General features: G+C 72.6%; 16 protein-coding genes and 1 pseudogene. 7 read left to right on the top strand and 10 right to left on the bottom strand.

Annotated features, from left to right (window positions below):
- Positions 1–127 precede the first annotated feature (127 nt).
- The 4 genes from T328_RS10825 to T328_RS10810 form a co-directional block, all read right to left on the bottom strand.
- Positions 128–1615, bottom strand: coding sequence for a ricin-type beta-trefoil lectin domain protein (locus T328_RS10825; protein WP_496495727.1), 1488 nt, complete (start codon positions 1613–1615; stop codon positions 128–130).
- A gap of 672 nt (positions 1616–2287) precedes the next feature.
- The gene (locus T328_RS10820) at positions 2288–3631 is read right to left on the bottom strand and encodes an ABC transporter substrate-binding protein (protein ID WP_496495726.1); all 1344 of its coding nucleotides are present in this window, start codon (positions 3629–3631) and stop codon (positions 2288–2290) included.
- A 57-nt stretch (positions 3632–3688) separates the two neighbouring features.
- On the bottom strand, positions 3689–4636 hold the full coding sequence (locus tag T328_RS10815; RefSeq protein WP_496495725.1) for a carbohydrate ABC transporter permease: 948 nt from the start codon (positions 4634–4636) through the stop codon (positions 3689–3691).
- Between the two features lie 2 nt (positions 4637–4638).
- Complete coding sequence (locus T328_RS10810; protein ID WP_496495724.1) at positions 4639–5556, bottom strand: carbohydrate ABC transporter permease; 918 nt, start codon at positions 5554–5556, stop codon at positions 4639–4641.
- Positions 5557–5803: 247 nt separating this feature from the next.
- Between T328_RS10810 and T328_RS10805 the strand changes: the two genes are divergently transcribed.
- A complete protein-coding gene (locus T328_RS10805; RefSeq protein WP_496495723.1) occupies positions 5804–6901 on the top strand; it encodes a LacI family DNA-binding transcriptional regulator in 1098 nt (365 codons plus the stop codon).
- A gap of 520 nt (positions 6902–7421) precedes the next feature.
- Here T328_RS10805 and T328_RS10800 read toward each other — a convergent pair.
- Positions 7422–8195: pseudogene (locus T328_RS10800) on the bottom strand (transposase); the annotation flags it as partial.
- Between the two features lie 116 nt (positions 8196–8311).
- On the opposite strand from T328_RS10800, the gene T328_RS10795 reads away from it, so the two are divergent.
- The 6 genes from T328_RS10795 (at position 8312) to T328_RS10770 (ending at position 18931) form a co-directional block, all read left to right on the top strand.
- Complete coding sequence (locus T328_RS10795) at positions 8312–9910, top strand: TIGR02677 family protein (protein WP_496495722.1); 1599 nt, start codon at positions 8312–8314, stop codon at positions 9908–9910.
- Positions 9907–11154, top strand: a complete 1248-nt coding sequence (locus tag T328_RS10790) for a TIGR02678 family protein (protein WP_496495721.1) — start codon at positions 9907–9909, stop codon at positions 11152–11154. Before T328_RS10795 ends, T328_RS10790 begins: the two co-directional genes overlap by 4 nt.
- Positions 11151–15308: a TIGR02680 family protein gene (locus T328_RS10785; protein WP_496495720.1), complete on the top strand. Its 4158-nt coding sequence runs from the start codon at positions 11151–11153 to the stop codon at positions 15306–15308. The genes T328_RS10790 and T328_RS10785 overlap by 4 nt, the downstream gene beginning before the upstream one ends.
- On the top strand, positions 15305–16579 hold the full coding sequence (locus T328_RS10780; protein WP_496495719.1) for a TIGR02679 family protein: 1275 nt from the start codon (positions 15305–15307) through the stop codon (positions 16577–16579). The genes T328_RS10785 and T328_RS10780 overlap by 4 nt, the downstream gene beginning before the upstream one ends.
- Before the next feature lie 997 nt (positions 16580–17576).
- On the top strand, positions 17577–18590 hold the full coding sequence (amrS, locus tag T328_RS10775) for an AmmeMemoRadiSam system radical SAM enzyme (RefSeq protein WP_496495718.1): 1014 nt from the start codon (positions 17577–17579) through the stop codon (positions 18588–18590).
- 89 nt (positions 18591–18679) lie between these two features.
- On the top strand, positions 18680–18931 hold the full coding sequence (locus T328_RS10770) for a radical SAM-modified peptide, FtsH ternary system-associated (RefSeq protein WP_496495761.1): 252 nt from the start codon (positions 18680–18682) through the stop codon (positions 18929–18931).
- 16 nt (positions 18932–18947) lie between these two features.
- On the opposite strand, the gene T328_RS10765 is transcribed toward T328_RS10770, so the two are convergent.
- From T328_RS10765 to T328_RS10745, 5 genes are read right to left on the bottom strand one after another with little or no spacing between them, the layout of a single operon-like run.
- Positions 18948–22229, bottom strand: coding sequence for a hypothetical protein (locus tag T328_RS10765; protein WP_496495717.1), 3282 nt, complete (start codon positions 22227–22229; stop codon positions 18948–18950).
- The gene (locus tag T328_RS10760) at positions 22226–23704 is read right to left on the bottom strand and encodes a DUF8588 domain-containing protein (RefSeq protein WP_496495716.1); all 1479 of its coding nucleotides are present in this window, start codon (positions 23702–23704) and stop codon (positions 22226–22228) included. Before T328_RS10760 ends, T328_RS10765 begins: the two co-directional genes overlap by 4 nt.
- 40 nt (positions 23705–23744) lie before the next feature.
- Positions 23745–24461, bottom strand: coding sequence for a hypothetical protein (locus tag T328_RS10755; protein ID WP_496495715.1), 717 nt, complete (start codon positions 24459–24461; stop codon positions 23745–23747).
- Positions 24458–24739: a hypothetical protein gene (locus T328_RS10750; RefSeq protein WP_496495714.1), complete on the bottom strand. Its 282-nt coding sequence runs from the start codon at positions 24737–24739 to the stop codon at positions 24458–24460. Before T328_RS10750 ends, T328_RS10755 begins: the two co-directional genes overlap by 4 nt.
- 3 nt (positions 24740–24742) lie before the next feature.
- Positions 24743–25501 (bottom strand): hypothetical protein, encoded by a 759-nt coding sequence (locus T328_RS10745; protein ID WP_496495713.1) that lies wholly within the window; start codon positions 25499–25501, stop codon positions 24743–24745.
- Positions 25502–25522 lie beyond the last annotated feature (21 nt).

Raw genomic sequence — 25522 nt, 5'->3', positions numbered from 1 at the left:
TGCCGATGGGACCGTGGATGGACCGGTCCGCTGCTCGGGCCCGGAGGGGGAGCGCCGGGGATGAGGCCGGTCGCGGGCTCTTGAGTCCGCGACCGGCCTGTGGGTGTGTCAGGCGGGGGGTGGCCTCTCAGCTGGTCTGCCACTTCTGGTTGTTGCCGCCCCAGCAGGACCAGAGCTGGACCTTGGAGGTGTCCCCGTCCATGTCCAGGCAAAGACCGGACTGCACTCCCCGGATCGTGCCGTCGGAGTAGAACATCCACTTCTGGTTGTCCTGCCCGTTGCAGTCATAGGTGCCGACCACGGTGGCGTCGGTGGTGCCTTCGCGGTAGGCGTCCAGGCACTTGTCGCCGTCGTAGACGGTGATCTGCCCGGAGGGCGTCCGGGTCCACTGCTGGTTGTCGCCGCCCCAGCACGGGGCGTAGACCTGGACCTGGTCGTCGTCTTGGCCGAGGGGGACGTCGAGGCAGCCGTTGCTGCCGACGTTGCGCAGGATGCTCGTGTGCGAGCCGGGGTCGCTGCCCCAGGCGTGCTTCAGGCGGTCGATGCCGCTGATGTTGCGAACGCCCAGCACCAGGTTGGTGCCGCTGCCCTCGAGGTCGAACAGGGAGTACCAGTCGTGGTCGGGCCGGTTGCTGTGCTTACCGCCGAGGGCCGGCCAGTAGACCGCGCCCATGCCGAGGGAACGGGCGGTGTCGGTGTCGGCACGCAGGTACCGCACGAAGTTGTCGGTGCTCGTCGCGTCGTTGTAGTTGAGACCTGTGTCCATCGGCGCGCCGAACTCGTCCAGGATGGTACGCGTGCCGCAGGTGCCGACCTTGCTCTTGAAGTCGGTGACCCATTCGCTGTAGGTCATCGCCGGCTTACCGAAGGCGTAGTGGTGGAGCGAGAGGTAGGTCCCGTCGAGGCGGGAGTCGGCGCACACGGTCGTGACGTAGTCGTTCGAGCCGGGTCCGCTCACGATGATCCGGTTCTTGGGGACCGAGGGGCGGTCGGTGATCCAGGTGGCGGCGACGTTCGCCCAGTCGGTGGCGCTGTAGCCGTTGGGCTCGTTCATCGGCTCGAAGTAGACCAGGCTGTTGGAGCCGTACTTACCGATGACCGCGTCCCACATCGAGTTGAAGGCGGCCATATTGGTGATCCTGCCGCCCCCGGCCGCCTCGTCCCCCTCCCAGTAGGAGAGGATGACCTTGAAGCCCTTGGCGGTTGCGGCGTCGATGGCGCCGGTGTACTTGTCGCCCCACGTCGTGCCGGGGACGGAGTGGGTGTTGATCGGCAGCCGGACGGTGTTGGCGCCGAGCGTGCTCTGGAACCCGCTGAGGATGGAGTTGGCCTTGGCCTTGACGGTGTCGTAGCTGTCGGAGCTGTCCAACCCCTCGGGGACGACGGCGCCGTGGACGAAGTTGTCCCCCGGCCTGGCCCAGTTCACGCCCTGGAACTTGCTGGCGTCCGTCGGGTTGGTTTCCGCAGCCGCCGGCGACGCGGTGGACAGCATGGTGATCGGCGCGGCGATCAGTGCGGCCGCGAGGCAGGCCAGCGCGCGGCGGAGGAAGCGGGTACGGGCGGGGGGGAGTGCGGCTGAGTGAGGACTGGGTCGGGTGCGTGGGGAATTGGGCATGTCGTGTTCCTTTTCTGCATGCGGCTCTGTGCAGGCGGTCGTTGCCGCCTTGGGCGCCACGAAGCGATCTGCCGCGGTGGGCGGTTGTGATGCGGTGGTGTCGCCTGGGTGTGTTCCGGAGAGGGCACGGCGCGAGGTGGTGATGGGCGCCGGGCGGCCGGGGAACGTGGGGTCGGCCGAGTTGACGTGCTCACTTTGGGCTGGCGGGCACGGCCTTTGTTGTGGAGAACGGGCCACTGCGGATGGGGCCGCTACGGCGTTGTCACCGCCCGCTGATGTCCTTGCTCGGGACGGCGGCACGGGATGCTGTTGGCGGCTGCGCGGCCGACCGCGGTGATCACGACCACCGGTGCCCGAATCCGCGCGGGCGGTGGCCTGGGCAGGATGCCGGGCGAGCGTCTGCGCATCCGGGTTGCTCCTTCGGGTAGGGGCGGCTCAGGGCATGGGGGAGGGAGGCCGCGTGTGGCTCGGTGAGCCCGGGGTGGGACCCCGCCGGCCTGTCAGGTGGCCGACGGGGCGATGGTGGGGGCGGGTCGCTGAGGTCGTCGTCAGCGGCGGCCGTTGGCGGCCGGTCGTGCGGCCTCATGCCCTCAGGGTGGAGGTGCGAAGAAGTGCCGTTGGACGGTCCTGCTGTCCCGCCAACAGGCGGGCGGGCCACGGGCCGGGGGCGTGTTACTCGACGGTGAAGCCTTGTTCCTGGCCGTACTCGCGGGAGGCGTCCTGCCAGGCTTCGAGGCCGTCCTGCAGGGTGGTGTCGCTGACGTAGGCCTTGCCGACGGTGTCGTTGAAGATGCTGTTGGCGTAGACCTGGAAGGGCAGGTACGACCATCCGATGAGGACGTTGTCGGCCGACTCGGCGAGCACCTCGTTGATCTTCTGGCCGCCGAAGTACGGGTCCTTCTTATTGAGGAAGTCCGGGGACTTCAGCTGCTTGGTGGTGGAGGGGAACGTCCCGGCGTCGACGCGGGTCTGCGCGCCCTCGTCGACGGTGGCGTACTTGAGGAAGGCGTAGGCGAGCTTCTTCTTGGTGCTTGCCTCCATGACGGCCAGCGAGCTGCCGCCGTTCTCGGCGGTGGCCTCCTGCCCGCTCTTCCACTGCGGCATGGGTGCCACACGCCACTTGCCGGCGCCGGACTTGACGCCCGATGCGAGGGGCGCGGGCATCCACGCGCCGGTGACGAGGGAGGCTATCGTGCCGTCGCCGAGGCCCTTGTACCACGCATCGCTCCAGGGGGTGACCGGGGCGAGCAGCTTGTCGCTGATGAGCTGCTGCCAGGCGGTGGTGAACTCCTTGGTCCCGGCGTCGTCGAAGTTCACACCGACCTGGGTGCCGTTCACGGTGTACGGCCTTCCGCCGGCCTGCCAGATCATGCTGGTGGTGAAGCCGGCGTCGCCGGTGTCGGCGGCGAGATACGCCTCGGGGTCCGCCTTGTGCAGCTTCTTGGCCGCGGCGATGTACTCCTCCCAGGTGGCCGGCACCTCGATCTTGTGCTTGTCGAAGACCTCCTTGTTGTAGAACAGGGCCATCGGGCCGGAGTCCAACGGCAGGGCGTAGATATCCTCGGTGCCGGCGTGGACGGCGCTCCACGGGCCGGCGGAGAAGGTGCCCTTGAGCTTGTCCGCACCCAGGGCACTGAGGTCGGTGAGGGACTTGGCGAGCGAGAACTGCGACAAGGCGTAGTACTCGATCATGGCGACGTCAGGGACACCCGATCCGGCCTTGACCGCGTTCTGCAGCGCGGTGTACTGGTCGTCGTTGGTACCGGCGTTGACCAGCTTGACCTTGACCTTGGGGTACTTGGCCTCGAAATCGCTGACGACCTCCTTCAGCGTCGGGTCCCAGGCCCAGACCGTGATCTCGCCGCCGGCGTTCAGGGCGGCCTGGATGTCGGAGTTGGACGCAGGCTTGGGGCTGCCCGAGTCCTCGGTGCCGGAGGAGCTGCAGGCGGTGGCGGTGAGTGCCACCGACAGGGCCGCGGCGCCCAGCAGCAGGACGCGACGACGGGTTCTCGTCATGGGGTGTTCCCTTTCGTGCGGTGTACCTGGGGAGGGATGGCAGTCGGCGGGCGCAGATCAGCCCTTGACGCTTCCGGCAGACACGCCGGACTGCCAGTACCGCTGGAGCAGCAGGAACGCCACGATCAGCGGGACGATGGTGAGCAGTGATCCGGTGATCACGAGATTGAAGACCGCTTCGCCACCCACGGTGGAAGCCTGGGCGTTCCAGCTGTTCAGGCCGAGGGTCAGCGGGTACCAGTCGGGATCCTTCAGCATGATCAGCGGCAGGAAGTAGTTGTTCCAGGTCGCGACCACGTTGAAGAGAAGAACGGTGACGACTCCCGGCGCAAGCATCGGCAGGCTGATCCGGAAGAACGTGCGGAACTCGCCGGCGCCATCGACGCGCGCCGACTCCAGGATCTCTTTCGGGACGGCGTCGGTGGCGAAGGTCCACATCAAGTAGAGGCCGAACGGCGAGACCAGCGACGGGATGATGATCGCCCACGGAGTGTTGGTCAGCCCCATCTCGGAGAACATCAGGAAGGTGGGAACCGCCAGTGCGGTACCGGGCACCGCGACCGCTCCGATGACGGTCGCGAACACAGCCTTCTTGCCGGGGAAGTCGAACTTGGCCAGCCCGTATCCGGCGAGCGTCGCGAGGAACGTAGCGCCGCCCGCCCCGACCACCACATACAGCACGGTGTTGAGCAGCCAGCGGGTGAAGATCCCGTCGTCGTAGCTGAAGGTGTCGGCGATATTGCCGAACAGGGCGAAGTCGCCATCCAGCCACAGGCCGAAGGAGTCGAACAGCCCCTTCTGCGTCTTGGTCGCGTTGATCACCAGCCAGGCCAGCGGCAGCAACGTGTACACCAGCATGATCACCGTCAGGGCGGTCAGCGTGGCGCTGCGCCGCTTCCGGCGGGAGGCGCGCCGGGCTGGGCGGACCAGCAGCGGGCCCGCATTGGCACCCGCGTGCCGTGCGGTGCGCGGCTTGTGCCCAACGCGGGGAGTCGTGGTCGCCATGATCAGGATTCCTTTCGCATGCCGCGCAGCTGGACGGCGTAGGCGATGATCATCGTGATCACGCCCATGACGATGGCGACCGTGGCCGAGTAGTTGAACCTCTGTCCGGCGAACGACAGCGAGTAGGCGTAGAGGTTCGGCGTGAAGTTGGACGTGATCGAATTTGGCGCCAGGTTCTTGAGGACGCTCGGCTCGTTGAATAGCTGGAAACTGCCGATGATCGAGAAGATCGTCGCGATCGACAGAGCCCCGCGCAGCGCCGGGAGCTTGATCGCCCGGATAATCCGCAGCTGCCCGGCCCCGTCCATCTCCGCGGCCTCGTACAGCGCCGGATCGATCACCTTCAGCGCCGAGTAGAGGATCAGCATGTTGTAGCCGACGAACTGCCAGGTCACGATGTTGCCGATCGACGCCAGGACCAGACCGGGCGACAGCGGGTCGGGAAGCGAGATCCCGAACGCCTCATTGATGTTGCCGACCAGGCCGAACTGGGTTCCGTACATGAAGCCCCACATCAGCGTCGCGACGACGGCCGGCACCGCGTAAGGCAGGAACACCGAGATCCGGAAGAAGCCCGCCCCGTACAGGCGGCCGCTGTCGATCGCCAGGGCCAGCAGAAGCGCGAGGAGCAACATGATCGGGACCTGCACGGCAAGGAAGACCGCCACCCGCCCGAAGGCGGACCAGAACTGCGCGTCCCCCAGCGCCTCGGTGTAGTTGTCGGCCCCGACGAAGGTCGTTCCGCCGATCAGCTGCGTACGGAACAGGCTCAGGTAGATCGAGTAGCCGATCGGCGCGAGGAAGACCAGCGCAAACACCGCCACGAACGGCCCGACGAACCGCCAGCCGACCCATGACCGCCGTCTCGAGGCCGATGGCCTCCTGGCACCTAGAACCCCTGCCTGTGGTGCTGCGACCACCGCTTCACTCCTTGCTGCGCGAACGCTGACCACACTGCGTGGTCACGTGAACATAGAGTCCGGCTCAACGCGCCGACTCAAACCTTGTTCGCGTGACCATCCAGCCCGCAGAGGGATGGTCACGTGACCATGATGCGGTAGCGTGGCACCCGTCACGGCGAGAGGTCAAGGTTTCTCGCACGTTAAAACTTCCGCCGCGGAGCCTTCAGCGGACGGCGACGAGTGGACAGACAGGAGCAAAGGCCCGATGGACCTGAGTGAGCGGGGACAGCAGGATCCTGTTCCTGCGGTGGGCGCACAGCAAGTCGGTTCGGCCGTACCGGGCGGGCGCCACAGGCAGCACGTCACGAGGGCCGACGTCGCCGCGCTTGCCGGCGTTTCACGTCAGACCGTGTCCAGGGTGGCCAACGGCCATCCCGGCGTGATCGGTTCGACCCGGGAGCGGGTGCAGGCCGCGATGCGGGAACTGGGCTACCGGCCCAACAGTGCCGCGCGCGCCCTCAGGTACGGGCAGTTCAAGACCATCGGCGTGATCCTCCACAGCCTCTCCGCCACCGGCCACAGCGACACCGTGCAAGCGATCGCGGCCCAGGCCGCGGCCGAGGGATACGCGATCACGGTGATCCCCGTCGATATTCCGACCCAGGACAGTGTGCTGGGCGCCTTCACCCGGATGGGCGAACTGGCCGTCGACGCAGTCATCGTCTTCATCGAGGTCCACCTGCTTGACGCGGGAACCGTGAAGCTGCCGCCCGGCGTGCGCGTGGTCGTCGTGGACTCCGACGCCGGAGACCGCTATCGCGTGGTCGATACCGACCAGGCCGGCGGCACCCGAGAGGCCATCAGCCACCTGCTGGAACTCGGACATGAGACCGTCTGGCACGTGACCGGTCCGGAGACGTCGTACGCAAGCCAGCGCCGAGCCCAGACATGGCAGACCGTGCTCGAGGAAGCCGGACGGCCTGTGCCACCGCCCCTGCACGGCGACTGGACCGCCGAATCGGGCTACGCGGCCGGCCTCGAACTCGCACAAGAGCCGGACTGCACCGCGGTGTTTGCCTCCAACGACCAGATGGCACTCGGTCTCCTGCACGCCTTCCAAGAACGAGGCAAGGCCGTCCCCGGCGACATCAGCGTGGTCGGCTTCGACGACCTCCCCGATGCCGCCCACTTCGCCCCGCCCCTGACCACCGTCCACCAGGACTTCGCCGAGGTGGGCCGGAAAAGTGCCCAGGAGGTCTTGCGGCAGATCCACGAACACGACGTCCCCCGATCCGGCACGGACATCGTTCCCACCCGCCTGGTGGTCAGAAGCAGCACGGCGCCGCCGCCCCTGAAGCGGTAAGGGTGGGTGGCTGTTGGCTTGCCGAACTTGAGGACGGCGTTTCAGCTGGTCAAGCTTGGGGTTGGTGATTCCGTGGGAGCTGTGGCCTGTTGTGTCGTCGCTCGCCGGGAGGCCTCGAATGCCGTCGGGGTCGGGCTACTGGAGACAGTACGAGTTCGCCGCTCGCCGTCGAGCCGACGGGCTGAGTGAGGAGGCTGCCGTATCCAGGCCGAGCTGGCCGCGGCCGAGCTGGAATGGCAGGAGTGGGCGATCGCCCGCAGGCGGGTCAACACGGTGCTGGCTCCGGACGGCGGCAACACCGTCGGCACGGGGGTCACCCCGGATCCGCGGGATGCGAACGCGCCCCCAAGCACCCACGACCCCCTAGCCTCCCCGTTTCGGTTGGAGGGGTCACCCGGGCTGGTCGCGGCGGACTGTGGTTGTTGGTCGCCTGTTGTCATGCGGGCATGGCTGGGGCCCGACGTTCGGGTCGGGTGCTCCAGTTCCTCGGGTCGTGGGTGGGCAGGGACGGTGCTGCCGGTCAGGTGGCTGGCCGTGGCAGGGTGGCGAGGCGGGTGAACGCTGTGACGAGATCGTTGCGCCAGGGCCAGGTGGCGGAGGTCCGCAGGTGGAGGCGGTGTCCGCCGCGGGTGGTGCGGGCGGCTGCGTGTGGCAGCCGGTAGCGGAGCTTCTTCGGCTCGGCGTAGGCCAGTTCGCCGTCCAGTAGCAGAACTTGGGCCCAGGTGAGTAGGTCGATGGCGGTCGGGGGCAGTTCGAGCCAGGCGGTGTTGATGGCGAAGCGGCGGGAGGGAAATCGGCCGAAGCCGGTGGTTTTGCCGCAGCGGATGCGGTCCTCGATGCGGGCGTGTGCGCGGTGGCGGACCTCCAGATGCTGCAGGGAGCTTTCGCCGTGAGGGGTGTCGGTGAGGAGGACCTGGTGGCGCATGCCCTCGTCGAGATCGAACAGGGACAACTGGGCGCCGGGGTGCGGGCGCTCGCGCCGGACGATGATCCGGGTGTCGTCCGGGTGGTCGGCCAGGTCCACCATGCCGGTCAGTTCTGCCACTTCGGCGCCGGTGCGCAGGGTGCCGTCCTGCTCGAGTGCGGGGCGCCACAGATGGTCGGGCAGGGCCCGGATTGCGCGGCGGACCGGTTCGGTGACGGGATGTCCGACGGAGAAGGAGGTGTGGGTACCCCGCTCGCGCAGTGCTCGGATGTGGGCGAGGAAGGCTTTCGCGCCTCCGGCGCTGTCGGCGCGGATGAGGACGGCGGTGCCGGGGCGGTGGGTGTCGGGGATCTGGGCCGGGGCCGCGTCCCAGGGCGTCGGCATCGGTGGCAGCGAACGGTATCCGTGCCGGAAAGCGGTTGCGGTGCGGGAGGATCCGGCCACAGTTGCACCAACGCGGTGTCGCTCGGGAAGAATGCCCTGCGATGAGTGCTCCCGAATCCGCGCCGCACGAGGCCGGGCACGGCCCGTTCGCCCACCTCACGGTTCCCCGTGCCGCCCTCTACCGGCAGGTGATGGCCGTCTTCACCGGGGCCAAGGAGCGCTTCGCGGTGCATCTGCGGCCGGAGGACGTGCACGCCGCGTTGCCGCCGGAGGAGCGGCCGGCCGAGGTGGAGGCCGTGGCCAAGGCGCTGGACAGCCTCGTGCAGTGGGGCAACCTGCGGGCCGATCCGGACACCTCGCGCGTCACCGCGGTCGAGGACTTCTACCGCAAGCGGTTCATCTACCAGCTCACTCCGGCCGGCGAGGCGGTGGAGGTGGCCCTTGCGGCGTACGACGAGGCGCTGGGGCGGCGCGGCGCACTGCAGGCAGTCGCGCTGCACGACATCATCACCCAGCTGCGGGCGCTGCTGGTGCTCGCGGCGGACGAGGAGCCGGACGCGGCCAAGGCGCATCTGGCGCTGGCCGCGCTCGCGGACCGGTTCGCGGCGCTGGCGGAGAACGCGCGGGCCTTCATGGGCTCCCTGCAGCGCACCATCGATCTGCACGGCGTGGAGGTCGAGGTCTTCCTCGCGTACAAGGACCGGCTGATCCAGTATCTCGAACGGTTCATCCAGGACCTGATCGCCCTCGGCGGGCGGATCGCCCGGCTGATCGGGGAGCTGGAGCAGCAGGGGCGGGTGGAGGTCCTGCTGCGGCTCGCGGCCGGCCGGGAAGCGGCCGACGCCGCCCCGGAGGAAGCGGAGTCCGCGCAGGCCCAGGCGTATGAGCGGTGGGCCGCCCGGTGGTCGGGGCTGGCCTCCTGGTTCGTCTCCGCGGACGGCCGCGAGTCGCAGGCCCGGCTGCTCCGCGGCCGGGCACTCGGTGCGATCCCGCAACTGCTGGCCGTCGTACGGCAGCTCAACGAGCGGCGGGCCGGACGCACCGACCGCTCCGCGGACTTCCGCACGCTGGCCCGCTGGTTCGCCGAGGCACCCGATGACGGCGCCCGGCACCGGCTGTGGCGCGCCGCCTTCGGTCTCTATCCGGCCCGGCACCTGACCATCGACGCCGACACCCTCGCGGCGCGGGCCGCGGAACCGGTGCCCCCCGCCACGCCCTGGGCGGAGGCGGAGCCGCTCAGGATCAGCCCGCAGTTGCGCAGGACCGGCAGCTACGAGCGGCGCGGCAAACCGCGGCGGGTGCGGGACCGCTCCGCCGAGCGGCGGCGGCTGGCCGAGTACGCGGGCAGGCAGGCGGCCGAGATCGCCGAGGCCCGGGCCCGGCTGGCCACCGGCGGCGAGATCCGGCTGTCCCAGGTCGGCGAACTCGACCCGGTGGCGTTCGGCCTGTTCCTGCGGCTGCTCGGGGATGCGCTGGCCACCTGGTGCCCCGATACCCTGACCACCACGGCGACCAGCACCGACGGCACGATGGAGATCCGCCTCACGGCTCTCAAGGACGGCGGGCGGGCGGAAGTGCGCACGCCGGGCGGCGTGTTCCGAGGGCCGGATCACCTGGTGGAGATCATCACCCGGGTGGGCGCCGTACAGGCCGTGGACACGTCCGCGGACATGCCGGTGGACACGGGGGTCCGTGCGTGAGCAGCCCTCTCGGCGAGTTCCTGGACGCCCACCGAAGCGCCGAGTTGCAGAAGGCGGCTCGCGCGCTGCTGAAGGAGCCGCTGCTGCTCGCCCGCGGCCCGCAGGCTGACAGCTTCCGACTGGTCCGGCGCCATGCCGCCGAGCTGCGCGAGTGGTTCGACCGCAACACCGGCTGGCCGCTGCGGGTGGACGCCGAGTCCGCCCGGCTGCTGCGCGTCCCCGGCGCTCTGGCGGACCCCACGCATCCGGCGCGCGAAGTGAGCCGGTCGCGGGCGCCGTTCACCCGGCGCCGGTACGTGCTGCTGTGCCTGGCGCTGGCAGCGCTGGAGCGCGGCGAGGCACAGATCGCGCTCGGCCGGCTCGCGGAGCAGGTGGTCCTCGACGCCGCGGACGAGCACCTGGCCGCGGCCGGGTTGGAGTTCACCCTGGATCGGCGCGACGAGCGCCTCGACCTCGCGGCCGTGGTGCGGCTGCTGCTGCACCTGGGGGTGCTGCGCCGGGTGGCGGGGGACGAGGACGCGTACGTCTCCGGTTCCGGCGACGTGCTGTACGACGTGGAGCGGCGGGTGCTGGCGGGGTTGCTGGCCGCCCGCCGCGGCCCCTCGCTCGTCACCGCGGCCGGCTTCGCGGAGCGGCTGGCCGACATCACCGCCGAGACCGAGCTGGACAGTGATGAGCTGCGCTTCCGCGCCATCCGCTACCGCCTCACCCGGCTGCTGCTCGACGACCCGGTGCTGTACTACGACGAGCTGACCGACGAGGAGCTGATGTATCTGACCCGGCAGCGGGCCTTCCTCACGTCCCGTATCACCGAACTGACCGGGCTGGTCGCGGAGGTGAGGGCCGAAGGCATCGCGATGGTGGACCCTCCCGGCGACCTTCGCCCGGGCGGCGCCTCCTACGACCTGACCGACGTACGTATGCCCGAGCAGGGCACGTACGGACATGTCACGCTGCTGCTCGCCGAGCACCTGGCCGCGGCGGATGGACCCGTGACCGAGGCCGCGCTCGGCGCCAGGGTGCGGGAGCTGGCCCGGCAGCACGCCGGGTTCTGGGCCAAGAGCGCCCGGCAGCCCGGCGCCGAGGCGGAGCTGACCGGCCAGGCCCTGGACAGGCTCACCGCGCTGGGCCTGGTGGCCCGTACGGCAGCAGGAGTCGTCCCACGGCCGGCACTCGCCCGTTACGCGGTGGGAGAACCCGTCGTACGCCCCCTCCCCGGCTCCCGAAAGGCCCCCGATCAGTGACTGCCCTCCCGCGCCCCGCGCCCGGCCGGTGGCGTCCGCTGCGCATCGGCCTGGTCGACCTCTTCTACTACGACACCGAGGAGTTCTGGTTCCGCGACGGCCGCCTGCTCCTGCGCGGCAACAACGGCACCGGGAAATCCAAGGTCCTCGCCCTCGCCCTGCCGTTCCTGCTGGACGGCGACCTGTCCGCGCGCCGCGTGGAGCCGGACGCCGACCCGGGCAAGCGCATGGAGTGGAACCTGCTGCTCGGCGGCGAACACCCGCACTCCGAGCGGCTCGGCTACACGTGGATCGAGTTCGGCCGACTCGACCCCGGCACCGGGCAGCCGCACTTCGTCACCCTCCTGTGCGGGCTGAAGGCCGTCGCGGGCCGCGGTATCGCCCGCCACTGGTACGCCGTCACCGACCAGCGGATCGGCGCGGAGCTGAGCCTCGTCGACGCCACCGGCACCGCGCTGTCCCGCGACCGGCTCACGGAGGCCGTCGCGGGCCGCGGCATGGTCTATGACCAGGCCAAGGCGTACCGCAGAGCGGTCGACGAGACGTTGTTCGGGCTCGGCGAGCGGCGCTACGCCGCCCTGGTCGACCTGCTCATCCAGTTGCGTCAGCCGCAGCTTTCGAAGCGGCCCAGTGAGGCCGCTCTGTCGCGGGCGCTGACGGAGGCGCTGCCGCCGCTGGACCAGGCGGTGGTCGCGGACGTGGCAGAGGCGTTCCGTTCGCTGGACGAGGAGAAGGAGGAGCTGCGGCAGGCGGCCGAGGCGGAGCGGGCCTCCTCCGCGTTCCTCGCTCACTACCGCCGCTACGCCCGCGTCGCGGCCCGCCGCCGCGCACGGCTGCCGCGTACCGAGCACGCCCGCTACGAGCAGCTGGGCCGCGACCTCGGCACAGCACGGGACGAGTTGGCGCAGGCGGAAGCGAACCGGCAGGTGGCCGAGGCCCGGATCGCGGAGCTGGAGGAGACGGCCGTACGGCTGAAGGCGCAGGAGGAGGCGCTGCGGGCGGGGCCGGAGATGCGCAGCGCCCGCGAGCTGGAGCAGGCCGCGGACGACGCCCGGCGCACGGAGGCAGAGCTGCGGCGTGCCGAGGCCGACCGGGAGCAGGCAGCGCAGGACCACACCCGTGCGCTGGGTCGGCTCGCGGATGCCACCGCCCGGCTGGGGGAAGCGGAGGACCAGCTTGCGCGGACCCTGGAGCAGGAGCGGGAGATTGCCCGGGCCGCCCGGCTCACCGGCGGCCTGCGGACGGACGGCGTCCCGGAAGCGGAGCTGCGCCGGGCGGCCGAGGAGGCGGTGGACCGCAGGCGACGCACCGTGGACCACGTAGCGGACCTGGCGGCGCAGGCCGAGCAGGCGGCGGCCGAGCGCCACGCCGCCGCCCGCCGCCTGGACGAGGCCGAGCAGGAGGCCGGGCACACCGCCGAGCGGCAGGCCGAGGCCGAGGCGGCGGCTGCCGCCGCGGGACGGGTGCTCGTCGCCGCCGTACGCGACCATCTCCGGGACTGCGCCGAATTGGCCGTCGACGACCCCGAGGGGCTGCTCGACGTCCTGACGGACTGGACGACTCATCTCACCGGCCCGTCACCCGCCCGCGAGCACGCCGCCCGGGCCCATGGCGTACGGGCCGCGCGGCTGGCCGACGAGTCGGCGGCGCTGGGTCGGCGGCTGACGGACCTCGGCGCCCGGCGGGAGGCGGCCGAGCGGGAGCTGGCAGGGCTCGAAGCGGGCGGCCAGGTTGGGCCGCCGGTGCCCCACACCCGTACCCCCGGGCTACGCGAGGAGGCGCCGGGCGCGCCGCTGTGGCGTCTTGTCGACTTTAGTGAGCATGTCGGTGCGGAGGAACGCGCCGGCCTGGAAGCGGCGTTGGAGGCATCCGGGCTGCTGGACGCCTGGGTGTGCCCGGACGGCACGGCGCTCACGGCGGACGGACACGACGTGCTCCTCGCCCCCGGCGCTGTGCTCACCGCGCGCCCCCGGCTCGACGGGGCCCTGCGCCCGGCGGTGGACCACGGCGACACGCGGGCCGCCGCGGTGGGCGAGGCGGCGGTGGTCCGGCTGCTCGGGGCGATCGGCCTGGGTGCCGGCCCGGAGGGCGGTCCCGGCAGCGGACACGGTGACACCTGGGTGGCTTCGGACGGCCGCTTCCGCGTCGGTGCGCTGACCGGCAGCTGGGCGAAGGACGCCGCCGTGTACGTGGGCGAAGGCGCCCGCGAGGAGGCCCGTCGGACCCGTATCGCCGAGCTGCGTGGTGAACTCGGCGAACTCGCGGCGGCACGGGAAGGGCTGGAGGCACAGCGGGACGCACTCACCGCCCGCCGCCGCGCCCTGGACGCCGAACTCGCCGCGGTCCCCGACGAGGCGGACCTTCGTCACGCCCACGCGCGGACCGCCGCCGCCGCGGAGGCCGCCCACCGGGCCCGTAGCCGCCGCGACGAGCACGCCGGGACGGCCCGCGAGGCCGTCCGCGCGGCGGAGGCCGCCGCTACCGAACTGGCGGAGACCGCCGCGGCCGTGGACCTGCCCGCAGACCGGCCGGGCCTGACCGCCGTACGGCAGGCACTGGCCGACTACACCGCCGTACTTGCGGCGCTGTGGCCGGCTCTGCGCGAACGGGCCGCCGCCGCGCGCGCCGCCGCCGAGGACCGCGGCGAGACCGAGCGGGCCGGGGAGCGGGTGGCGGAACTGGCCGTACGCGCCGAGGAGTCGGCCCGTGCGGCAGCGGCGGCCGGGGAGCGCCACGCCACGCTCCGCGGCACGGTCGGCGCAGCCGTCGCCGAGCTGCAGCGGCGGCTGGCGGCGACCGCGGACGCACGGGACGTGTGCGAGCGGGGACAGCGGCAGGCGCGTACGGACCACACCGCGGCGGAGAAGAGCGCCGGGCGCGCGGAGGGGCGGATCGAGCAACTGGAGAAGGACACCCGGGAGGCCACCGCCGCCCGCGCCGAGGCGATCGCCGCGTTGCAACGGTTCGCCGCCACCGGGCTGCTCGCCGTGGCGCTGCCGGATGTGGCGGTGCTGGCGCAGGACATCGGCGGCTGGGCGCCGAAGCCCGCGATCACGCTCGCCCGCACCGTGGAGGCGGAGCTGGCGGAAGCCGGCGTCGACGACTCCGACGGCGCCTGGGAGCGGGTGCAGAAGCGGCTCGGCGAGGAGTACAAGAAGCTGCAGGACGCCCTCTCCCGCGGCGGCCACGGCGCCAGCGCGCGGATGACCGACGACGGCATGGTCGTCGACGTCCGCTACCAGGGCAGGGAGCGGGCCGTGCCCGAACTCGCGGAGGCGCTGGCGGTCGAGGTGGCCGAGTTGCAGCGCATCCTGTCCGCGCACGAGCGCGAGATCTTGGAGACCCACCTGCTCACCGAGGTCGCCGGCACCCTCCAGGAGCTGATCGGCGCCGCCGAGCGGCAGGTGCGGCGCATGAACGACGAGCTGGAACACCGCCCCACCTCCACCGGAATGCGGCTGCGCCTGATCTGGCGCCCCTCCCGCAACGCTCCGGCCGGCCTGGACCGGGCCCGGACGCGGCTGCGGCAGGCCGCCGACGCCTGGGCGCCGGAGGACCGGGCCGCGGTCGGGGAGTTCCTGCAGGCCCAGATCGCCCGGCAGCAGACTGACGAAGGGGCAGGAGGAGGGAAGGGCAACTGGCTGGAGGTGCTCACCGCGGCACTGGACTATCGCTCCTGGCACGAGTTCGGCGTGGAACGCCACCAGCAGGGCCGGTGGGTGCCGGCCACCGGACCCGCCTCCGGGGGAGAGCGGGTGCTGGCCATGAGCGTGCCACTGTTCGCGGCGGCCTCTTCCCACTACGCCACCGCCGCACCGGACGCGCCGCGGCTGGTCGCCCTGGACGAGGCGTTCGCCGGTGTCGACGACGACTCCCGTGCCAAATGCCTCGGCCTGCTGCACGCCTTCGATCTCGACGTGGTGATGACGAGCGAGCGGGAGTGGGCCTGCTATCCGCAGGTGCCGGGGATCGCCATCGCGCAGTTGTCGCGGGTGGACGAGATCGCGGCGGTGCTGGTCACGCGTTGGGAGTGGGATGGGGCGAACCTGGACCAGGGGGTGGAGCCGGAGCGCAGGGCGGCAGGGCCGGGCGATATCCCCCTGCCGCGGGACGGCGCCGCCCATGAACCCGGAGCGGAGCCGCTGTGGAAGTGAGCGGGGACTTGCTGCCCGCCGGAGCCGGGCCGCCCGCCGGCGACGAAGCGGTGTTCATCGACCCTGACCGCCTCACCCGCCTGCTCGGCGATCCCGGCCTCGACTGGCTGGTGAAGCGCGCCCGCCGTCGGATGGCCCGCGGCGAGCCCTTGGCCGGCACGGTCACGCTCGCCTCCGCCACGGCCGCACAGCGCGCGGCCGTCGAACGCCTGCTGGGCCGCGCCCCGCGTCCGGGCCGCTCACTGAGCGTACGGCTGGACGAGGTCGACGCGGTGCTGCGGCGCTCGCGTGCCAGCTCCGCGGGCCTGGCCGCCGCCGTGACTGCCTTGACCGGCCCCGTGTTGCCGCTCACAGAGGCCCGTGAGGGGGAGATGCGGGCATGGGAGGAGGCGTACGCGCCACTCGCCACCCTGCCCGCGGACCTGGCGGACTGGGCCGATGGCATCCGCCGGGACGGCCTCGTACGCCGCCTCGCCCGCACCCCTGATGCGGCCCGCCCTCTTCTCGCCGCGACCGTGTCGGCGCTCGTCGCGCTCCCCGCCGAGCCGGCCCGCTCGCTGCCCGAGTTCGCGGCCCAGACGCTCGGCGACGCCCACGCCCTCGACGACGGCACCCCGCTCGCCACCCTGGTCCGCTCCGGCGTCCGGGCCCTGACCGGCTTCCCCGACGGCGAGGGCGCCGAGTGGCGCCGGGCGGCCTGGGCCTCGGCGGGCCTGCTGAAGGACGCCCTGTCCGCCACTGTGCTGGCGCTGGGCGTGCGCGGCACCGCGGCACTCGACGCGCTGGCCGACGCGGGCGAGCCGGCGGTGCTGACCCTGCGCCAGCTCGCCGGCGGTACGCCCCTTGCGCCGGCCACCGCCCCCACGGTGTACGTATGCGAGAACCCCGCGGTCGTCGCCGCCGCAGCCGATGCGTACGGCGCCGACTGCGCCCCTCTGGTCTGCCTCCAGGGCCAGCCCTCGGCCGCCGCGCTCACCCTTCTGCGGCTCCTGCACACGGCCGGAGCGCGGCTGCGCTATCACGGCGACTTCGACTGGGGCGGCCTGCGTATCGCGGGCGGGCTGTTGCGCCGTGTGCCGTGGCACCCCTGGCGATACACCGCGGTGGACTACCGGGCGGCGGCGGCCACCATGCCGCTCGCGCGCCCGCTGCGTGGCACCCCCGCGTCCGCCCCCTGGGACCCCGGGCTGACCGCCGCTCTCACCGAAGTCGGGGTCCGCGTCGAGGAGGAAAGCGTCATGGACGACCTGCTTAGTGATCTGATTCGCTGAGTCCAAGAGCACTGACAGCGAAGGCACTGCTTGCACCCCAGATGGATTCGCGCTGGGTCTGCGCCCAGACAGGAGGTGTGCTTGCCGGTGGCAACCTTCGCCCGGTTTCGACGGCTGGATCCTGGCTGGATCTTTTCCGGTCCTCCGGGCATTTCCGCAGGTCAAAACTGTGCACCTGGAGTTTCGGTTCAACGTGTGAATGATTCCATCCTTGGTCTCGCGTGATGAATTCGCAGGTCAGGGGCGCTTTGTGGGTTGTGTGGATGGTGTGTTGTCGCGGTCCCGGGGAATGTTTGAGCAGCTTGGGTGACAGCTACGGGTTGCACGTGTTCGCAGGTCGGGGGCGCGGGAGGGCTGCCGGGAGCGGTGTGTGACGGTGCGGTCACCGTCACGGTGGCTGGATTGTGGCTGGATGAACTGACGTGCCGTCATGTCCATCGCGTTGAATGCGTGCACGGGATGGTGGCCGCCGGTCTCGCGTTGCGTTGCCTGGTGTGCCGCTCAGCCGGCGGATCCAGGGGGAGTGACCCACTGGGCATCGCCGGCCGGTCATCGACCTGGTACTGGCCTGTAACGCCGATACCGTGCGGCTCGATCTCCTGCTCGATCTGGCGTGGGTCACGGACGAAGATCGCGTCTCGCGACGTGGTGTGGTGGATCCGACGCCGCAGGTCGTGGCCCCGACGTGTGGCCCTCGGCCGCCCACAGCCGGCACTTCCTCCGCCGGAGCGGCCACTTCGTCGCGCTGAGCGCGAAGCCGGCATGCGGAGTCGGGATAGCCGCACCCGGTGGTGCGCGTCGCCAACACCACGCCGTGGGACGCAACCCGGGCGGCGGGCGCGGGGGCGCGGGCGGCTTCGTTGAAGCGCAAGGATCAGCGTGCGTTTGGATTGTTACCTGCGTGGGCTGACGCTGGACGGACGGCGCAATGCGACAGGCCGCTGCCGTACCCTGAGTTTCTGGCCATCCGGCTGAACTGAGCCAGAGAGGACAGTAGTTGACTTGGTTACCGGCTGACTTCTATGCAGCGTCGGAGAGCGGGGTCAGATGCACCCTGTGCCCTCTGCGCTGTAGGTTGCGGGATGGCGAGTCCGGTGCATGTCAGGTGCGCAGGCGGCGCGGCAACGCGATCGAGACGCTGACCCGGTCCACCGCGGTCACCCACTGGGACCAGGTCGAGCGCAAGCCCTTCTACCACTTCCGCCCCGGCACGCGGGTGCTCACGCTCGCCCCGCCGGGCTGTACCTTCCGATGTTCCTACTGTGTCAACCACCGGCTCTCGCAGTACGGCCGCGACGGCGGCACCGAGCTTGCCACGGAGCCGGTGAACGTCTTCGAGGTCGTCGAGTCAGCGGCCCGGGAGGGGGCAGCGGTGGGCCTCTCCTACTCCGAGCCCTCGCTTGCCGCCGAACTGACCCTCGAACTCGCTGAGCAGGCACGGCCGTCGGGCGTACCTGTCATATGGAAGAGCAACGGTTTCCTCTCAACGGAGGCCACGCGCCGGCTCGCCCCCGCGCTCAGCGCCGTCAACATCGACGTGAAGGCCGCCGAGGATGAGCCACACCGGCGTCTCACGGGTGCCTCGCTCACCCCAGTGCTCGACACGGTGCGGCGGCTCTGCGACGCCGGGGTCTGGGTGGAGGTGAGTACCCCGCTGATCCCAGGGACCAGCGCCGACGACGGCCAGTTGGAGCGGATCGCCCGATTCTTGGTGTCGCTCGACCGGGACATCCCGTGGCACCTGCTGCGCTTCACACCGACCTTCCGGATGGCCGATCGCCTGCCGACGAGCCCGGACCGCCTCGCCGACGCACGCGCCATCGGGCACGCCGCTGGTCTGCGCCATGTCTACGTGGAACGTGCCCTGGGAGCGGAAGGCCGCACGACCTACTGCCCCCGGTGTGTGCGGCCCCTGGTCACCCGCAAAGTGTGGGGGCTCGAAACGGCAGGGGGCCTCAAGGATGGTGCGTGCGGGCACTGTCGGGTGGAGGTGGCGGGGGTATGGCGGTGATCTGGCGCCAGTGCCAGCAGCGCCAACTGCCCTTATGCGCGTACGAAGTATCCCGGGAGGATTCTTCCGACGACGAGGAGGTACGGGCCATGCGTGCAGCAGCATCGGAACCGACGGAGCAGGCGTCCGCGGAGGTGTGTTACCGCCTTGTGCCGGAGTTGCCCGACCTGATTGAGGCCGAGGAGTACGCCGCGCATCCGGAGGGTCGCCTCGTACGTGTCCGGATCTCCTGGTCCGCCGACGGGGTGGAGGTGCTTGCGGACGCCTTCCGGCCCGATCGGCTGGAGGAGTTGCTTGAGGCATTGGGGCCGGAGGAGATCGAGCAGATGATGTGCGGCTGAGCGTGCAAGGGAGCGCTCAGAGTGCCGCGAGCATCGTGTCTAGGACCGCGCGCAGCCGCTCCGGGCGCGGTGTCGGTGAGAGGGTCCAGCAGTCCGGCTCGGCGGTACGGACCGGGCGGCCGGGGTAGTGCACCCGGAGCGTCAGGGTGCCGGGCACGTCGAGGCGCGGCTCGTACGGGTGGGTGAGCATCACGGCGCGGGGCGAGGCTGCGGCGCTGTCGGACAGACGGGCGAGCGTGGCCCGGACCCGGTGGCCCGTATGCGCGGCACTTGGCGGCCCGGGTGCCGTGGCGGGCGTCGGCAGCCACAGCAGCCGCAGGTCGGTCGGGCGGAGAAGACGTCGGCCGCACTCTGCTGTCCCGAGGTGCAGCAGTTCGACGCCGCGGCCTGCGCGCAGCAGAGTGTCGGCCAGGATATGCGCGCACACCCGTAGACAGGTGCCGACCTGGCCGTGGGCGCCGGGTCCTGTGTCGAGCACCAGCGCGGCGCCGCCGCTCGCCGCCTCGGGGGCGGTGCCGCGCCGGGTGCGGTAGAGCAGGGCGTCCTGCGCGTCGAGCGCGTCGAGCACGTCGTCCGGCAGGGCTTGGTGGCTCGGCACGAGCCGGTCGGGCGATCCGCTGCGGACGAGCCCGGCCGGCACGCCCTGGGCGGCGGGGCCGTCGGTCTCGTCGCCTGCGGGGACGCTCCGGTCGGTTCCGGTCGAGCGGCGGCGCCGTACGGCGGCGTCCATGTCGCGTACCAGCCCACGGGTCAGGCTCAGGGCCAGGCCCGGGTCCCTGGCGAGGGCGTCCGGCCCGAGGAGCCGCAGTGTGGGCAGCAGGTCGCCGCGCGTCCGTTCCAGCGCCGCCGCCACGTCGGATGTGGGCACGCGGGCGACCAGGGGCGGTACGGGGGCGCCACGTAACCCCCATTCGAGGGCGTCCCGCAGCTCGGCAGGGCGGACGTGCTCCGGTGGCGCGAACCGGCTGTCCGGGGGTAGCTGTGCCGCGACCACCGCGGTCAGGGCGGCCCGGGCGGCGGGGGGCCACTGCAGGGAGCGCAGCGCGGCGGCGGCCCGGCTGTCGTGCGGGCGCGTGGCGTCGGCAGCGTCTGGCTCCAACGGGGTCAGTACACCGGCCAGTTCGGCTAGGGCGGACAGGGGTACGGCGGCACCGGCCGCGGCAGCGGCGGCACCGAGGCCGGCCAGGGCGGCGGGCTGCAGCGGGAGCGCCCGGTGCGGGGCGGTCGCCAGCGCGTTTCGTCGCGGGTCGCGCGCCTCGGGTGCGGGCGCACCGGAAGCGCCGAGCCCGGCTGCCGCCGGGCTCGCCCCACCCCGCCGCGGACGTATCTCCCACAGCAGAGTCGTACCGCCGCGGTACGTGGTCGCCAAGCGGCGGCCGTCGGGGGACCAGCGCACCGACCACAGGTGGCCGGACACCGGCGAGGGCGGCTCCAGGGTGAGCACGACGGCAGCGGCGCTGACGTCCCAGACCTGCACCAGCGCGGTGCCCTCGCCCGGGCCGGGCGCGGCCAGCAGCGTGCCGTCGGGCGACCAGGCCAGAGCGGGTGCCCAGGCGATGCCGCCCGGAGCGCCCAACTCGCGCTGGATCTGCCAGGTGCCGCAGTCCCACACCGTCAGCGGGCCCTGCCCCGCGGAGGGCGTCACGGCGAGGCGGGTGCCGTCGGGGGACCAGGCGACGCGGGTGGCGAACGCGGCGGCGGGCAGCGGCAGCACCGGCCTGGTCCGGCTGAACTCCGGCATGCGCCACATGAGTACGCCGCCCCGGGTGCCGGCCGTGAGCAGCCTGCCGTCCGGGGACCAGGCGGGGCGGCCCACGTGCGTGCGCACGTGGCTGCTCAGGCGGGTGCCCTGGGACACGTCGTAGACGAAGAGGTGCGTCGGTGCCGGGCCCGGCTCCGGCACCGCGAGGCGGTCGGCGTCCACCGGCGACCACGCCGGGGCCTGCCCGCCCGGCACGGTGGTGCGGACGGCGCCCCGGCGCACGCTCACCACGGTGAGTGGTACGGCGCCCGAGCGGGTGGCGACGGCCAGCGACCCGCCGGGGGCGGGGGATATCTCCAGGTCGTAGGCGCCGTGTTCACCGGTCGGTACGTCCGCGGTCCACAGCTCTTCTCGGAGGTCGGGGTGGCGTGCGGCCAGGGTGCCGGGCCGGGGCTCGTACACGTACCGGCCGTCCTCGCCCCAGGCGAAGCCGGGCGCGGCCGAGCCACCGCCGGACGGCGCCAGGACCACGGGCGGGCCGGCGGACGGGGCCGTGTCGCCGGGCAGCGGCAGGGCGCGGCCGACCGAGGCGCACATGGCCGCGGCCCAGCGCCGTAGCCGTGCGGCGGGCCGGTGTGCCGACGGCTGGGCCTGCGCGTCGGACAGCTCCCACAGCGCGGTGCCGCTCTCCCCGCGCTCCGCGCAGCGGACCAGGAACCGGCCGCACGCGGACATGTCGAAGTCCCCGGCGGTACGCGGCGCGGCGGGCAGCGAGACGCTCCGGTCCAGGCCGTGGTCGAGCGGGAACACGAGGACCCGTTCGGTGGTCGCCGCGACCAGCGAGCGACCGGAAGGGCTGAAGGCCAGCGCGACGACCGGGGCGCCCGGCTCCGCCGAGGCGTGCGGGCCGTCCGTTCCCGCGTACAGGAGGTGCACTCCCGCGGCGTCCGCGAAGGCGACGGTGGCGTCTACCGGCGAGCACGCCACCGCGCTCAGCCCGCTTCGGCCGGCCAGGGCGGGGCGGTTCGGCTGCCGCAGCGCGGGGTTCCACCACCGCAGCGCCTGGGGGGTGGCCACACAGAGCAGCCGCCCGGCGGCATCCCACGCGAGGCCGGTGATCTGCTCGCGCACAGGCAGCCGCTGGCCGGGGACCGCACCGGACCGGTGGCGCACGGCCACCCCGTCCCCGACCGGGTACGCGATGCGCAGACCGTCCCCGGTGACGACGGGTCCCGCGCTGCCGGGACCGAAGGACGCGGCGGCGGCCGTCTGTTCCTCGTCGGCGGCGCGCAGCACCCCCGTGTCACCGTCGTGCACCGCCACCGCGCCGCCGGCCGTGAGCACGACGACCTCACCACCCGGGCTCCACACCAGCCGGGCCACGCCGCTCGGGGGCTTGGCTGCCGTCCACACGGTGTGCCCCTGCTCGTCCACCGCGTACAGCCTGCTCCCGTCGGCGCGTACGACCATCGAGCCGTCGGCGGAGAGGCAGCAGCAGTGGCAGCCGCCGCCCCCCGGTGCCGGCCCGTCGGGGCGGAACCACAGGCGGCGGGCGAGGTCGGGGCCCGGTCCCTCCGGCCCGCCCGGTGCGCTCACAGCCCCTCCCCGATGCGCAGCGCCGCTTCCTCGTAGAGCCGGGCCGCCTCCAGCGGGCTGCCCGCCGCGCGGTATTCCTCGGCGGCCTCCGCCAGGCGGCCCTCGGCGTAGTGGCGGGCCGCCCGCGCCAGGGCCGCTCCGGGGTCGTCGTCCTCCGCGGGCAGCACCCCGGGCACCGTGGTCTGGCCCGTCAGCGTCTCGAACTCCGCCAGGATCTCCCGCGCCAGAGCGGACAGAGCGGGCTCGACCGGCGGCACCGCGGCGGGGGCCCACAGCGTCCACAGCGGCACCAGGCGCTCCAGGCTGAACGTGCACCAGCCGCCCTGCCAGCACGCCGTCGCCACTCCCGTGCGCAGCCGCAGTGTCCGGGCGCGAGCGGCTGGCGGCAGGTCCGGCACCAGCGCATGCCCGGACTGCAGAAAGCAGGCCCCAGGCCCGATCCGGCGCAGCGGCACCCCGAACGGCAGGGAGGCCGCCAGATCGTCCGGAGCGAGCAGCAGATGACGGCCGTCGCCCGGGGCGAAGTGGCCGCGCTCCTCCAGGGGCCTGCCCGGCAGGAAGCGGCGCAGCAGCGACAGGTCGTCGTCCGTGAGCAGCGCCGCGTCGATCCGCGTGGACGCCCGGGGCGAGGGCACCACGCGCAGCGCCGGAGCCGGCGGTGGCACGGCGGGCGCCGCGGCGGCCTGCGGCCGGCCGGCGGCGGGCGGGCGCGGCGGCCCGTCCGGGGGCTGCACCAGGAGCGGCGCGGGCGCGCCTCGGGTGCGCAGGGCCAGGGGCGGCCCTTCCAGGGAGTCGCCGAACAGCCACAACTCGCCGGTCGGCACGGCCGGTTGGAACAGCTCCTCCAGGGCGGGGACGGCCATGCGTACGTCGAGCAGCAGCCGCTCGCAGAACGCGGCGGGCCGGCACACGGACGTACGGGGGAGCCCCGTGAGGAAGCGCACCAGGTGATCCGGGATCTCGTCGGCCTGCTCCGGCGCACCCAGGATCAGCAGCAGCCGCTCCCCGTGCACCTCTCCCGCTCCCGGCTCCGCGGTCCAGTGGCGCTCGTCGACCTGGACGTAGGAGAGCGCAACCCCGGCGGTCAGGGTGCGTTCCACGGCTTCGCGCAGGAGTTCCGGCGCCGTCAGGACGTGCAGCAGGCGGTGGCCGGGTGCCGGCGTCCCCTGGGTCGGGACCGCGGCGAGCAGCTCCAGGGCCGTCACCGGCGGAAGGTCCACAACCTGGGGGACATGCTCCGCCGGCGGGGCGGGCTCCCCGCCCTGCAGGGCCATCACCTGGCGGCCTACGGTGCCGCGCAGGGAACTCAGCAGCCAGTACACCGACCCGTCCCCGCCGGGATCCCGGTGGCAGGCCCAGTCGGCGCCACCCGCGGTGTACAGCGAACCCAGGGCGGCGAGCGTCTGCCGCGCCGAAGTAAACCGGCCCAGGCAGCGCCAGGGCTGCCGGCCCGTCGTGTCCTCGGACAGGTGCACGCCTTCCTCCTGTTCCTCCTGATCCCGTCTGTGCCGGCCGTCACCCGCCGGCGGTCGCGACGTCCGCCTCCCGGCCCGGCAGCCACGCCGTGCCACCGAGCCGGTCCGTGGCCCACTCCTCCCAGCGCGACCGCAGGTCCCCCCGCTGCGGGGCGCCCGCCGGCAGCGAGCCATACGCGGTGTGGAAGAGGCGGGCCCCCCAGTCGAAGCGGGCGAGGAGGTCGGCGGCCTCGACGCCCCACTCCAGCAGCGTGAGGCGCTCACGCACAGCCGCCGTGGCCGTGCCGTCGCCGGTCAACTGCGCCGCCACGTCCGGGAGCAGGGCGAGCAGCGGCTCGCGGGTGTGCTGCCGCAGCAGCGCCGACACCTCCTGCGCGAGCCGCAGCCGCAGCCGTCGCGCCGGCGGCTCGGCAGCGGTCCGGCCGGTCGCGGCAGCCCCTAGCAACGGCTCGGCCACGTGCGGCTCTCCGGCAAGCAGGTGCTCCCAGGCGGCCCCCAGCAGGTCGCCGTGCTGCCGCAGGCAGCGTGCACCCTGGTCGGGGCGGCCGAGGGCACGGAAGCAGCGGGCCGCGTCGTACGGCCGGCCGGCCCGCTGGTAGCTCTCCGCAGCCGCCGCGAGGTCTCCCGCCTGCCGGTAGGTCTCCGCGGCGGTCCAGCTGCGGCCGAGTGCGTCGTAGCAGCGGGCCGCATCCCGATGGGCGCCCGCCTCGGCGTAGCAGCGGGCCGCGCGCAGCAGCAGCGCGGTGCGGTCGGTCACAGCGCGGCGGCCTCCGGGCCCTCGGTGACGTCGTCGTCGACCGCTGTCCAGCCGTCGAGTCCCGCGGGGTCGTGCCGCGCCGGGGAGCGCGCCGCCGGCACCCCGGACGTGACCTCCTCGATGTCCGGCTGGCTGGCGACGACCGCGCCCACCTCGGCGCTCACCTGGTCGTGCGTGGCGTCGTGTGCCGCCCCGGACCCGCTGCCCGTGTCATCCACCTGGAAGCGCTCGACCACACCGGTTTCGAGGTTGTACCGGAACCGGACTCTCAGCCGCATCTGTCACGCCTCCACCTGGAACTCCATGTCGAGGACACCGTCCTCGGAGTCGTCAACCCTGATGTCCGTCGCCCCGTGCTCACGCGCATAGACGAGCAGCGCTTCCCGGTACGCCTGCCCGAGCACCGCGTTGACGGCGTTCATGCCCGCCTGCCCCAGCTCGTTCAGGCGGTTGCGGTTCTGCTCGTCGAGGGCCTGCTGCTCCTCGGCGCGCCGGGCGTCGAGGTCGCTGCGGGCGGCGCGCTCGGCCCGGGCCTGTACGCGGTCGGCCGCTGCCTCGGCCGCCTCCCGTGCCGCCGTGTCGGCGCGCTGCCGGAGCCGGTCGCGCATCGCCGCCGCGTTGCGCTCGGCGTCGGACCGGGCAGCGCGGTCCGCCTCGCCGTACGGGCTGCCGAACCCCGAACCGGTCGCGACGTCCTGCTCGACCCCGTGGAGGTCCTCGGACGCCTCCGCCTCGGCGGTGATCGTGCTGCGCAGCCGCGCTGTGATGGTCAGCTCGCCGGTGCTCGGCCGGTAGGTGACCTCGGCGTCCTCAAGGGGGAGCCGGTGCACGCCGTCCGCCTCCTGCCACTGCGGGTCCGCCGCCAGGGCCTGTTCGAAGACGGCGCGGGTGCGTTCGCCGAGCGTGCTGCCGAAGGGGCGGGCTATGCGGACCTCGCTGTTCACCGTGTCGCTCACCGAGGCGGTGCGCCGGACCTCGCTCTGCCATGCCTCGACGACCGTCCTGGTCGCCACGACATGGACCCGGCGTGGATTGCACATGGGTGGGGCCCCCTGTCCGAC

This window comes from Streptomyces sp. CNX435 (assembly GCF_059570575.1).
The sequence above is the reverse complement of the archived record's forward strand: the minus strand, read 5'-3'. Positions and strand labels throughout refer to the sequence as shown.